This window comes from Bifidobacterium sp. LH_389, from assembly GCF_056357235.1.
In genome coordinates this window covers 79000-92279 of the sequence record NZ_JBKEVR010000005.1, presented here as the reverse complement: position 1 = coordinate 92279, position 13280 = coordinate 79000, and the positions used below count along the sequence as shown (strand labels likewise).

Genomic DNA, 13280 nt, shown 5'->3' with positions numbered 1-13280 from the left:
GTGAGCGCGCAGAGCGAAAACGCAACGCGCCGTGCGATCGCCGGAGCGCAGACCGTCGTCGTCAAGGTCGGCTCGAGTTCGCTGACCCGCCCGTCCGGGCATCTGGACGCGGAACGGCTCACTGCGCTCGTCGCCGCCCTGGCGCAGACCGCGCTGATGGGCGCGCGCGTGGTGCTGGTCTCCTCCGGTGCGATCGCCGCCGGATTCGGTCCGCTCGGCTTCGCGTCGCGTCCCGCGGACGTGGCCACCCAGCAGGCCACCGCCGCCGTGGGGCAAGGTCTGCTCATGGCCCAGTACGAGGCCGCGTTCGCCCGCTACGGCATTCGTGTGGGGCAGATCCTCATCACCGCGGAGGACACGATCCGCCCGCAGCAGTACCGCAACGTGCAGCGCACGCTCGGCCGTCTGCTGGATCTGGGCGTGGTGCCGATCGTCAACGAGAATGATTCCCTGGCCAGCAACGAGATCCGTTTCGGGGACAACGACCGTCTCTCTGCGCTTGTGGCCAATCTGGTCCGCGCCGACGCGCTCGTGCTCCTGACGGACGTGGATGCCCTGTACACCGCGCCGCCGTCGCAGCCCGGCGCCCGGCGCATCGGATTCGTGCCGGACGTGGTGGCTGCGCTGGGCGATGTGACGGTGACCGGACCGACCTCCGGCGTGGGCACCGGAGGCATGGTCACCAAGCTCGAGGCGGCGCGCGTGGCTGCGGTCTCCGGCATTCCGACCGTGCTCACCTGTGCATCCAACGCCGGTCCGGCCCTCATGGGGGACCCGGTGGGCACCGCGTTCGCGCCGGTCAAGTCGCGTGGATCGTCGCGCCGGCTGTGGATCGGGTTCGCCGCAGAGCCGCGCGGCACGCTCGTGGCGGACGCGGGTGCCGCCAAGGCCGTGCGCGGCGGTCGGGCGAGCCTGCTGGCCGCCGGTGTGCTGGAGGTGCGCGGTGAGTTCTCCGCCGGGGACCCGGTGTGGATAGACGACGAGTCGGGCGCGCATCTGGCCCGCGGGCTCGCCGGCTTCGACTCCGAGGAGATTCCGCAGATGCTCGGACGCACCACCGTGCAGCTCAAGCGCTTCCTGGGCGATGAATACGCGCATCCGGTGGTGCATCGCGACAACCTCGTGCTGGTGTAGCGGGCGGGCGGCGCACTCGGGCGTTCCAGACGGCGACGCGTTCAGGCCGTTCGCCCCGGACCGGCGCCCGCGTCACCCCTTGCCCGGGTCGCGCATTGGGATTACCCTGAAAGCCATGACTATGGCTCAATGGCAGACTTTCAGTGACCGCATCAACAACGTTGCCCCGAGTGCCACGCTGGCCGTCGATTCCAAGGCTAAGGCCATGAAGGCCGCCGGTCTCGACGTCATCGGATTCGGCGCCGGAGAACCCGATTTCCCCACCCCCGCACCCGTGGTGGACGCCGCCGTGGAGGCGTGCCGTCAACCGCGCAACTACAAGTACACGCCTACGCCCGGCCTGCCCGAGCTCAGGGAGGCCATTGCGGCGAAGGTGCTGCGTGACTCCGGCTACGAGGTGGGCGCCGATCAGGTGGTGGTGACCAACGGCGGCAAGCAGGCCGTGTACGAGACGTTCCAGATCCTGCTCAACGAGGGCGACGAGGTCATCATCCCCACCCCGTACTGGACGAGCTACCCGGAGGCCGTGAAGCTGGCCGGCGGCGTGCCCGTCGAGGTGTTCGCCGGCGCCGACCGTGACTTCGAGCCGGACCTCGCGGCCATCGAGGCCGCACGCACCGATCGCACCAAGGCGATCATCGTCACGTCCCCCAACAATCCGACCGGTGCCGTGTGGAGCCGCGAAACCATCCGTGCGATCGGCGAGTGGGCCGTGGAGCACCACGTGTGGGTCATCTCCGACGAGATCTACGAACACCTCAACTACGACGGCGCGAAGACCGCCTACGTGGGCGTGGAGGTGCCGGAATGCCGGGGCCAGCTCATCGTGCTCAACGGCGTGGCCAAGACGTACGCCATGCCCGGCTGGCGCGTCGGCTGGATGGTGGCGCCCGTGGAGGTGGCCAAGGCCGCGTCTAAGCTGCAGGGGCACCTGAGCTCCAACGTGTCCAACGTGCCGCAGCGCGCGGCCCTCGCCGCCGTGGCCGGTCCGCTCGACGAGGTGTACATGATGCGCACCGCGTTCGACGCCCGCCGCAAGGCCATCGTGGCCGCGCTCAACGAGATTCCCGGCGTGTACTGCCCCACGCCCACGGGCGCGTTCTATGCGTTCCCGGACGTGACCGGCCTGCTCGGCAAGCCTCTGGGCGCGAACGGCACGGTGGTGGATTCCTCCGCCGCCTTGGCCGCCGCGCTTCTCGACGAGGCCCACGTGGCCGCCGTTCCGGGCGAGGCGTTCGGCGCCCCCGGCTACCTGCGCTTCTCCTACGCGCTGGCGGACGATCAGCTGGCCGAGGGCATGCGCCGATTCCAGGCGTGGGTCGCCGGCAAGTAACGGGACGTAAGGCGGGTCTGCGTGGATTTGCGCCTCTGCGGCCCATTCGGCGTGTTCGTTGCAATCCCGTGGATTTTCACGGGATTGCGCAACGCTCGTGGGCGCCGAGTGGACGAAGTCGCCAAGACCTGCTAAATTGTCCTCTTGGCGGTTTTCGCCGTGCGTAAGCGTCCGGTCTTCCGGTTCGGATAGCATGGCGGAGTTCACCTAGGGAAGTGGCGCAATTGGTAGCGCAACGGTCTCCAAAACCGTAGGTTGTGGGTTCGAGTCCCGCCTTCCCTGCCAATCAATCTTAAAAATAGTCGAGCAAGCGAAGGACGAACATGGCAAAGGCATCCGAAGCTCAGAAGGCGGCCAAGCCGAACGTTTTTATGCGCATCGGTCTGTTCATCAAGCAGATCATCGACGAAATGCGTAAGGTCGTGACTCCCACCGGCAAGGAATTGCTCGGATGGTCTTTCGCCGTGTTCATCTTCGTTCTGCTGCTGATGGCCTTTGTGACCGCGATGGATTTCGGTCTGGGCAAGCTCGTGATGTGGGTGTTCGGCTGATCGCCGGACTGACATGAAGGTGAGTGCATGACTGACGAAGTGAATCTGGACAACATCCCGCAGGACGGCGAGGATACGGTTGCCCCCGAGGCCGACGAGACCCACGAGGTCGCGGTCGATCTTTCCGCTCCGGTGGATGGTGCCGCCGAGGATGCCACGGCTTCCGAAACCACCGATGAAGCCGCCGCTCCGTCCGTGAATCTGGACGCGGACCTGAGTGCCGAGCAGCCGGTCGCCACCGTGGCCCCCTCCGCTTCCGTCGCTCCCGCGTTTGATGATGACGACGAGGACAAGGAAGAGAACCTGTCCGAGGAGGCCGAGGCCGCGGATGCCGGGCAGCAGGCCGTGGAGGAGTTCTCCAAGTCCCTGCGCACGCTCGAGGGCAAGTGGTACGTGCTGCACACGTACTCCGGCTACGAGAAGCGCGTGAAGACCAATGTCGAATCCCGCATCGTGTCCTTCGGACTGGAAGACAAGATCTTCCAGATCGAGGTGCCGATGGAGGAAGTCGAGAAGCACACGGACAAGGGCAAGAAGGTCATCACCCGCGTGCGCGTGCCCGGTTACGTGCTCATCCGCATGTGGCCCGATGAGGACGCCCGCCGCATTGTGCGCGAGACCGAAGGCGTGACCGGATTCGTGGGCCCGACCCGCGATCCCGCGCCGCTGTCCCGCAAGGAAGTCGTGGCCATGATGGCTCCGATGATCGCCTCCGAAGCGCTCAAGAAGGCCGGCGACAAGCCTGCCGCAGCCAAGAAGCGCACCGTCGAGGTGGAGTACGCGGTTGGCGATCAGGTCACCGTCACGGACGGCCCCTTCACCACCATGTCCGCCGTGGTCTCCGACGTGGAGCCCACCACCCAGAAGCTCACCGTGCTCGTGTCCATCTTCGGCCGCGATACGCCGGTGGAGCTCGGCTTCGATCAGGTCGAAAAGCTGCAGTAGCTTACGGCGCGGCGCGTGGCGCTGTGCGTGCAGCGCGAGCGATAGTCAGATCCCCGCAGGAGTGCGATGCTCCCGCGGGGATTTTGCATATGTGCCGCTGGTGCTGCGGGCCGGGGCGGCTGGCGTGTCGGGGTTTCGGTGTGACGGCGCGAGGCTCTGCCGTGCGGTATGCGTTGGCTGCTGGTGTGCTGTGCGGGTGTGCTGCGATGGCGTGTGCGTGCCGGGGCGGCTGGCGTGTCGGGGTTTCGGTGTGACGGCGCGAGGCTCTGCCGCGCGGGTCCGTTGGCTCTTGGCGCGTTGTGCGGGTGTGCTGCGATGGCGTGTGCGTGCCCGGGGTGCGGGTGTGCTGGCGTGTCGGCGTGAGGCTTTGCCGTGCGGTATGCCGGTGCGTTGTGCGGGCGTGCTGGTGCGTTGCATGTGCGTGCTGAGCTGCCGTGCCGTGCCGACCGACTGGCTGGCGCATAGGGCTGATGCCGGGTTACGGGGTCGTTGCTGTGACGCCAGGTTGTGCCGGCGCATGGAATACGGGCTGAATTGCGCGCGAGAGCGTTCTCGGAGCACGGAGTGGCGTGCGGGTGCGTGAAATACGGGCTGGATGTCGCGTTTTTCCGGATTCACAGCGCGAATCTATCGCTCCAGCGATCATTTGGCGCTTGGAATTCCGGATTTCGCGATATGCAGCCCGTAATGTTGGCCGGTTGCCGCCTTCCGTTGCCCGCCGTAGACTTCCGCTGCCCGTCGTCGCACTGTTGCGCCGCCGAGCTGCTCTGTTGCCGTGCTGCTCTGCTGCCGCGTTGCACTGTTGCGCCGCCGGAATCGCTTGATCGGTCCAACCTGTGCGCCCTCATTGGCAGCTTGGACCGATCATGCGATTTTTGGCCATCAAAGGGCCCGTTTTTTCGCACAATCGGTCCAAGCTGCGAAATTGCAGCCGCACGTTGGACCGATCGGGCGAAACACACAGAGCCTGCTACTGCATCTGGCACATGACGCTGATGCTCAGCGCGGGCACGGTCCACATCCCGGCAAGCTCGTCCGCCGCGGCCTGACGCTGCGCTTCCGCCTCGGACGCAATGCCCTCGTGATCCATCGACTCGGCGGAACGCGAAGCCGCCTCCGCATCGCTGGAGCCGTCGCGCGCGTCGTCCATCGCATCGGTGACGGCGTTGATCGCGTCGTCGGTCGCATTGCCACCCGGATGGTGCTGTGCGGCGTACGTGAGCACATGCGGGTCTTCGGGGTAGGCCGAACCGGACGGATCGCCCACCGTCCGCGCCGTGGTATCCCCGGATGCATCCCCGCCCGCAGCGCTGCCGCCCGCCGTAGCCTCGTGCGCCTGAGCACCCCGCGTCTTCAATGCCGGCGAGACGTCAAACCGCGCGTAGTCGAGCTTGCGCTCCGCGGCCAGCCGCGCCTGCACCTGCTTCACTAGCGAGGTGATGGCATCCGTATCGCCCACCACGCTCGTCCAGTTGCGTTCGTCCCCGTGGGTGCCGGTCCGGCGCACCGCGAGCCCCGGCGCAGGCGTGAGCCCGATGGACTCTGCGGAACTCCACTCGCACTGCCACTCGTAGTCCGCGGGCAGGCGGAACGAGCAGTCGGCGTCCGTGCCGTTGATCACGATCAGAATGTCCCGCGCATCGTCGTTGGCCTGCGAGCGCAGACGCATCACGAAGCTGCGGCGGCCCATGTCGAACCAGTCGGCGTCCATGGGTGTGGTGCCGTCCGGCAGGTACCATTGCACGCGGCTCGAGGGGCGGAACAGGCCCAGCTGGGTGAGGCGGGTGAAGAACTCCTCGTGGTGGTAGAGTCCCAGCGCCTTGCGGATGGCGATCAGGCGCGAAACGCGCTCCAGCCGGTGCATCTGCGGGGTTTTGCGGGTCTGGTACAGCCAGTCCCAGTCAAGCCAAGTGATGTCGTTGTCCTGCGCGTACGGGTTGTTGTTGCCCTGCTGCGTGTGGCCGAATTCATCGCCGGCGAGGATCATGGGCGTGCCGAGCGAGAGCATGAGCGTGCCGAGCATGTTCATGGCCGCGCGTTCGCGTTTGCGCAGGATCTGCGGGTTCTTGCTCGGCCCCTCCACGCCGAAGTTGGCGGAATGGTTGCCGTTGGTGCCGTCGTTGTTGTTCTCCCCGTTGGCCTCGTTGTGCTTGTTCACGTAGCTGGTCATGTCGGTGATGGTGAAGCCGTCATGGCTGGCTACGTAGTTGATCGAGGCGACGCAGCCGCGGCCGGGTTCGGTGGCGTACAGGTCGGCCGATCCGCACAGGCGCGTGGCCATCTCCTGCATGCCGATAGCCGGCGTGGCCCCGGGCTGCGTGTCCGTGAGCCAGAAGCGGCGGGTGGAGTCGCGGAAGCGGTCGTTCCATTCGCTGAACGGCATGCCGAACGCGCCGGTGCGCCAGCCGTCCGGGCCCAGATCCCACGGTTCCATGATGAGCTTGAGGTTGCCGAGGATAAGATCGGATCGCAGCGCGTACAGGAACGGGTGGTGCTTCGTGAAATTGCCTTCCAGACGGCCCAGCGAGACGGCCAGGTCGAAGCGGAAGCCGTCGATGCCGATGCGCTTGGCCCAGTAGCGCAGCGAGTCCACGGCGAAGGTGACCACGTGCGTGTTGGTGAAGTCGAACGTGTTGCCGCAGCCGGTGGTGTCGATGAGCCGGCCCGCATTGTCCGCCTCGCGCCGGTAGTAGGCCACGGCGTCGAGTCCGCGCCAGCAGGTGGTGGGCCCTTCCACGCCGCCTTCGCAGGTATGGTTGTACACCACGTCCATGATCACCTCGAAGCCGGCCTCGTGCAGCGCGCGCACCATGCCGATCACCTCGTCGCGCACGGCTCCGGCGCCCTTCTTCTGCGCGGCCTTGGTGGCGTAGCTCGGTTCGGGGGTGAAGTAGCTGAGCGTGGAGTAGCCCCAGTAGTTGTGGCGGCCGTGCTCCTGGAGGAACAGCTCGTCCTGCTTGGCCTGGATGGGCAGCAGTTCGATCGACGTGACGCCCAGGCCCTGAAGGTACGCGAGCGTAATGGGGTGGGCCAGTCCGGCGTACGTGCCGCGCAGCTCCTCGGGCAGCCAGGGCGCCTTGGCGGTGAAGCCCTTGACGTGCAGTTCGTACAGGACGGTCTTGCTCCACGGCACGTGCGGGTGGGACGGGTCGGCGTCGTGCTTGGTTTCGTCGCGGTCGTCGATCGCCACGGAGACGGGCATGCGGCCTAGGGCGTCCACGGTGCTCATGGGGCCGAACGCGGAGCCGATCACCTTGCGGTCCTTCACCTCGCACTGGTAGGAGAACGCGGCCGGGCTGAGCTGCATATGTCCGTCTATGCCCTTGCCATACGGGTCGAGCAGCAGCTTGTACGGGTTGAAGCGCAGGCCCTTGGCGGGGTTCCATGCGCCGTCCGCGCGGTAGGCGTAGTGCATGCCGTCCCACGCCTTGGGCAGGTGCACGTACCACAGGCCGTAGTTGGGGCCTTCCATGCGAAACAGGGTTTCGCGCACGTACATCGATTCGATGATGCGCGTGCACACCGGGTGGCTGTGGATCTCCTTGAGGAACGGCACGGGGGAGTCCTCGAAGATGCGGACCGCCTCGTTGAAGAAGGCGGTGGGCCGGTCGACCGGCTCGTAGACGCACAGCCACATCTGGTCGGCGGTTTCGGAACGCACCACAGCGTCCGCGCCCCCGTCCTCGGTGAAGTAGAATCCCGGTCTGGTCGCGTAACGGTGCGGTATCGCATACCGCTGGGGTATTGCGTTCTTCATACTCCCATTGTAGGCGGAGGGGCGCTATCGGACGCCGGGCGGTCAGTCGGCGCAGATCTCGTCCAGGTACGTGCGCACGAGGCACAGCGCGGCGCCGGCCACGTCCTGCCCGTCCGCGCAGCGGCTGGTGCGCAGCGTGAAGTCCTCCCCGCCGAACGCGCTGCGCTCCTCGACGCGGCGTCTGAGGTCGGCCATGTCGGCGTCGTCCAGATAGTGCGCCGCCTCGCCGCCCACGATCACGTCTCCGGCGATCACCGAACGCACGTTGACGATGGTCTGCGCCACGTAGTCGAGCCACTGGCCCATGCGCTGGCGGTGGCCGGTCTCGCCCTGCTCGAGCACGCTGAAGAAGCCGGGGATGCTCTCGTAGTCCTCGGTCAGGGTTTCCGGGGAACAGTAGGCGTCCATGCATCCGAGCCGCCCGCAGTAGCACGGCCTGCCGCCGGGGACGAGGGTCATGTGCTCGATCGTGCCGTTGCGTCGGGCCGGGCCCTGATGCAGCCTGCCGTCGATGATCACCGCACCGCCGGGACGCCGGTCCAGATACAGGCATATCGCGTCCGTGAGCGTGGGGTCGGCCCACAGCTCCGCCATGGCCGAGGCGTCGGCGTGATGGATCATGATGCACGGGTAGCGCACGGATTGGCCGATCTCGGCGAGCGTGAGCCCCGTGTTGCCCATGGCGTTGCCGAACGCGATGGTCTGCCCGTCGGGCGAGACAATGCCCTGAACGGCGAATGCCACGCCGAGCACGGGGCCTGCGGTCCGCTCCACGCCCGCCGCAAAGTCGTTGACGATGGCTCCCACGCGCTGGTAGTGGGCCGTGGCGTTGCGGTAGGGCAGCGTGCGGCGCAGTTCGGCAACGGTGGCGCCGTAGAGGTCCACCGCGCACAGGTCCACCTCGTTGGGGCGCATGGCCACGCCGACGGCGACGCGGTGCCGGGGGTTGAAGACGTATGCCTGCGCCTTGCGGCCGCCGGTGGAGGCCAGATAGTCCCCGCGTGCGACGACGCTCTCCTGCCCGAGCGCGCGCAGGTTCCGGGTGACGGTGGGCAGGCTCAGGCCCAGATCCTGCGCGATCATCTGCTTGGTGGCCCGGCGGCGGTCATACAGATATCGCGTCATGGCGCTGCGGTTGCGCTCCCTGACCGTCGCCGACGGCGTGGACTTCATCGTGACCTCCTCTGGCGCCAGTGCGCCCGCGCGGTGCGGTGCAGGCGACGGGTCGGAATTCCGCTGACAGCACTGGTGTCGGGGCAACTTATGGAAAACTACTTTCTAAAAATAGCACGGAGGTACTGACTTTTGAAAAGGTAGATTGCAGAAGTGGAGCGTTCCGAGGTGTTCCAGACTTGTGCAAAGTGACAAAAAAGTAAACAAAACCTGTATTGATGGGCGGTTGTTGCCGAGAAAATGCCGAAGAGCACATGGTTTCACACAAAAACATATCAAAATCGAACGCGAAACGCCGTGCAAAATGTGCGAATGCAAATCGATATGCCATTCGCTAGATTGTGAGCTAGGTCACATCATGTGACGGCATCGCCATGAGGCGAATACGCAATGCGAACACCTACGCGGATGTTGCCCAGCCCATCATTGAGGAGGATACCGTGGCAGAAGCGAAGAAGAGCACCGAACCGGTCGAGCCCACCAAGCCGACCCCCGAGGAGCGGCAGGCGGCCGCCGAGGCCGAAGTCGACGCGCTGGTCCAGAAGGCGCTCAAGGCCCTGGTCGAGTTCGAGAAGCTGAATCAGGAGCAGGTCGACCACATCGTGGCGAAGGCCTCCGTCGCGGCCCTCAACAAGCATCTGGTCCTGGCCAAGATGGCCGTCGAGGAGACCGGCCGCGGTCTGGTGGAGGACAAGGCCACCAAGAACATCTTCGCGTGCGAGCACGTCACGCACTACATGGCCGGCCAGAAGACCGTGGGGCTGATCCGCGAGGACGACGTCATGGGCATCGACGAGGTGGCCGAGCCCGTGGGCGTGGTCGCCGGCGTGACCCCGGTCACCAACCCGACCTCCACCGCCATCTTCAAGTCCCTGATCGCGCTGAAGACCCGCTGCCCGATCGTGTTCGGCTTCCACCCGGGCGCGCAGAACTCCTCCGTGGCCGCAGCGAAGATCGTGCGCGACGCGGCGATCGAGGCCGGCGCCCCGGCCGACTGCATCCAGTGGATCGAGCACCCCTCGATTGAGGCAACCGGCGCGCTCATGAAGCACCCGGGCGTGGCCACGATCCTCGCCACCGGCGGCCCCGGCATGGTCAAGGCCGCGTACTCCTCCGGCAAGCCCGCCCTCGGCGTGGGCGCCGGCAACGCCCCGGCCTACGTGGACACGGACGTTGACATCGCACGTGCGGCGAACGACCTGATCCTCTCCAAGCACTTCGACTACGGCATGATCTGCGCCACCGAGCAGGCCATCATCGCCCACAAGGACGTCTACGCCCCGCTCGTCGCGGAACTGAAGCGCCGCAAGGCCTACTTCGTGAACGCGGACGAGAAGGCCAAGCTCGAGCAGTACATGTTCGGCTGCACCGCCTTCTCCGGCGGCACCCCGAAGCTCAACTCCGTGGTGCCGGGCAAGTCCCCGCAGTACATCGCTCGCGCCGCCGGCTTCGAGATCCCCGAGGATGCGACCATTCTGGCCGCCGAATGCTCGGAGGTCTCCGACAACGAGCCGCTGACCCACGAGAAGCTCGCCCCGGTGCAGGCCGTCCTCAAGGCCGACAACAAGGAGCAGGCCTTCGAGATGTGCGAGAAGATGCTCAGGCTCGGCGCCGGCCACACCGCGGCCATCCACACCAACAACCAGGAACTGGTGCGCGAGTACGGCCTGCGGATGCACGCATGCCGCATCATCTGGAATCAGCCCTCCTCGCTGGGCGGCATCGGCGACATCTATAACGCGATCGCCCCGTCGCTCACCTTGGGCTGCGGCTCCTACGGCGGCAACTCGGTGTCCGGCAACGTGCAGGCCGTGAACCTGATCAACATCAAGCGCATCGCTCGGAGGAACAACAACATGCAGTGGTTCAAGATCCCGGCCAAGACGTACTTCGAGCCGAACGCGATCAAGTACCTGCGCGACATGTACGGCATCGAGAAGGCCGTGATCGTGTGCGACAAGGTCATGGAACAGCTCGGCGTCATCGACAAGGTCATCGACCAGCTGCGCGCCCGCTCCAACAACGTCACCTTCCGCATCATCGACTACGTGGAGCCCGAACCCAGCGTGGAGACCGTCGAGCGCGGCGCGGAGATGATGCGCGAGGAGTTCGAGCCGGACACCATCATCGCGGTGGGCGGCGGCTCCCCGATGGATGCGGCCAAGATCATGTGGCTGCTCTACGAGCACCCGGAGATCCACTTCGGTGACGTGCGCGAGAAGTTCTTCGACATCCGCAAGCGCGCGTTCAAGATCCCGCCGCTGGGCGCCAAGGCCAAGCTCGTGTGCGTGCCCACCTCCTCCGGCACCGGTTCCGAAGTCACGCCGTTCGCGGTGATCACCGACCACAAGACCGGCTACAAGTACCCGATCACCGATTACGCGCTGACCCCGTCCGTGGCGATCGTGGACCCGGTGCTCGCCCGCACCCAGCCCCGCAAGCTGGCCTCGGACGCCGGCTTCGACGCGCTGACCCACTCCCTCGAGGCGTACGTGTCCGTGTACGCGAACGACTTCACGGACGCAATGGCCCTGCACGCGGCCAAGCTCATCTGGGACAACCTGGCCGAGTCGGTCAACGGCGAGCCCGGTCTGGCCAAGACCGACGCGCAGGAGAAGATGCACAACGCGGCCACCATGGCCGGCATGGCGTTCGGCTCCGCGTTCCTGGGCATGTGCCACGGCATGGCCCACACCATCGGCGCGCTGTGCCACATCGCCCACGGCCGCACCAACTCCATCCTGCTGCCGTACGTGATTCGCTACAACGGTCAGGTGCCCGAGGAGCCCACCAGCTGGCCGAAGTACAGCAAGTACGTGGCCGCCGAGCGTTACCAGCAGCTGGCGAAGAACCTGGGCGTGGACCCGGGCAAGACCCCGGCCGAAGGCGTGGAGAACCTGGCCCGCGCGGTGGAGGACTACCGCGACAACAAGCTCGGCATGAACAAGTCCTTCAAGGATGCGGGTGTGGACGAGGCCTACTTCTGGAGCGTGCTCGACCAGATCGGCATGCGCGCCTACGAGGACCAGTGCACCCCGGCCAACCCGCGCATCCCGATGATCGAGGACATGAAGGACATCGCGATCGGCGCGTACTACGGCGTCTCTCAGGAGGAGGGCCACCGCATCCGCGTGGAGCGCGAGGGCGCGGAGGCCGTCGAGGAGGCATCCCAGCGCTGAATGACGGCATAGCGTGACGGCGGGGTCGGCGTTCGCTCGGTGCAGTGGCATCGGGCGAACGCCGACCCCGCCGTTGTTATGCGTGTTATGCGCTGGAGATTACCCTTCGGGCGGTTCGCCTTCGGCCCTGCAATTATGGTCCGGCCTTGCGCCCGGTCTCATTCTTGTCCTCGCCGCCGTGGTGTAAGCTCAGCCTTCCGCGTTTGTGATGGCTTCGGCGATGTTGTCTTGCGTGAAGTCGTGGTTGCGGTACTGCGGATTGTCCACCGGCAGATGCTGGACCAGCGTGTCGAACACTTGCGTAAGAATCTCGCCGCGTTCCAGCACCGCGTCCAGCACATGCCCGCCGATCGAATGGTCGTCCGCAAGGAAATGCTCGTGGAAGCCGGCCACCGCAGCCCCGTGGAACATGATCGGGGAGAAATAACCGAGCATGGTGCCCTTCACGTCCTGTCCGAGGAAGATGGCCTGCCGGTCCGCCACCTCCTCGAGCGTGGGGTAGGGTGCCTGCTGTTTGATCACCGCGCGCGTCTTCATGAAGCTGAACGTGCCGCGCACGATCACCGCGAAGAACGTGTTCGCGCGCCCGTTCGCCTCCACGATGCGCTGGTTGAGCTCCTTGAGGCCAATGTCGCTGCGCTCGCACTGGTACTGGAACGCCGCGCGATGCATGGTGGCGAACGGCATGGCGAAGTCGTCCGGCACCGCCTCGACCTTGCCACTGCGCCCCACGCGCCACGGCTTGCCGTCCAGCACGATGATCTCCCCGTCCAGCCCTTCTCCGGTGCCGATGCCGGTATCCCCCTGCGCGAGCAGCTCTCCCATGGTGGTGGTGCCTTCGAGCAGGCCGGGCACGAGCAACGCCAGCGTGCCGTGTTGGTACAGCACATTCGCCCGATGCTCCCGGATCGGCTCGATGTTCTTCGCAATCGCAGTGCTCATACTTGGTACCTTAGGCCATGTGGTACCTATGCCGGGGCGAGCATGAATCTCCATGCGCTGCAGTCGGGTGCCGTTCCATGCGTCGAAGGGGGCGCTCGCGGGGCTACGAGCGGAACTACATCCATATTTTCGATTTGTGTGGTTGAAATATGCCGTATGCCTGAGTAGAAGCGGCGGAAAACCGGCACAATGACGCGGTCTCTATCCGGGCGATGCCGTCAAAACCACCACACAAATCGAAATTATCCCGAACGGTCCGGCGGAGG

The 13280-nt window shown here is 66.0% G+C and carries 7 protein-coding genes, 1 tRNA gene and 1 pseudogene; 6 read left to right on the top strand and 3 right to left on the bottom strand.

Going from position 1 to position 13280, the window contains the following annotated elements:
- From proB to nusG, 5 genes are all read left to right on the top strand, one after another.
- Entirely contained in the window at nt 1-1134 is a 1134-nt protein-coding gene (proB, locus tag AC1AZA_RS06960; protein ID WP_476513938.1) for a glutamate 5-kinase, read from the top strand.
- Nucleotides 1135-1255: 121 nt separating this feature from the next.
- Complete coding sequence (locus AC1AZA_RS06955) at nt 1256-2467, top strand: pyridoxal phosphate-dependent aminotransferase (RefSeq protein ID WP_476514019.1); 1212 nt, start codon at nt 1256-1258, stop codon at nt 2465-2467.
- A 209-nt stretch (nt 2468-2676) separates the two neighbouring features.
- A tRNA-Trp gene (locus tag AC1AZA_RS06950) sits at nt 2677-2752 on the top strand.
- 38 nt (nt 2753-2790) lie between these two features.
- Nucleotides 2791-3018 carry a preprotein translocase subunit SecE gene (gene secE / locus AC1AZA_RS06945; RefSeq protein ID WP_476513937.1) on the top strand — a complete coding sequence of 76 codons (228 nt, stop codon included), beginning with the start codon at nt 2791-2793 and terminating at the stop codon, nt 3016-3018.
- A 27-nt stretch (nt 3019-3045) separates the two neighbouring features.
- A complete protein-coding gene (gene nusG, locus AC1AZA_RS06940) occupies nt 3046-3963 on the top strand; it encodes a transcription termination/antitermination protein NusG (protein WP_476513936.1) in 918 nt (305 codons plus the stop codon).
- A 1480-nt stretch (nt 3964-5443) separates the two neighbouring features.
- Here the strand turns inward: nusG and glgX are convergent.
- Both glgX and AC1AZA_RS06930 read right to left on the bottom strand, forming a co-directional pair.
- Nucleotides 5444-7720 (bottom strand): annotated as a pseudogene (gene glgX, locus AC1AZA_RS06935) (glycogen debranching protein GlgX); the annotation flags it as partial.
- A gap of 42 nt (nt 7721-7762) precedes the next feature.
- Nucleotides 7763-8893 carry an ROK family transcriptional regulator gene (locus AC1AZA_RS06930; RefSeq protein WP_476513935.1) on the bottom strand — a complete coding sequence of 377 codons (1131 nt, stop codon included), beginning with the start codon at nt 8891-8893 and terminating at the stop codon, nt 7763-7765.
- A gap of 440 nt (nt 8894-9333) precedes the next feature.
- Here AC1AZA_RS06930 and adhE point away from each other — a divergent pair, with 440 nt between their 5' ends.
- The gene (gene adhE / locus AC1AZA_RS06925; RefSeq protein ID WP_476513934.1) at nt 9334-12072 is read left to right on the top strand and encodes a bifunctional acetaldehyde-CoA/alcohol dehydrogenase; all 2739 of its coding nucleotides are present in this window, start codon (nt 9334-9336) and stop codon (nt 12070-12072) included.
- A 189-nt stretch (nt 12073-12261) separates the two neighbouring features.
- Here the strand turns inward: adhE and budA are convergent, their stop codons facing one another.
- A complete protein-coding gene (gene budA, locus AC1AZA_RS06920) occupies nt 12262-13014 on the bottom strand; it encodes an acetolactate decarboxylase (protein WP_476513933.1) in 753 nt (250 codons plus the stop codon).
- Between the last annotated feature and the right edge of the window lie 266 nt (nt 13015-13280).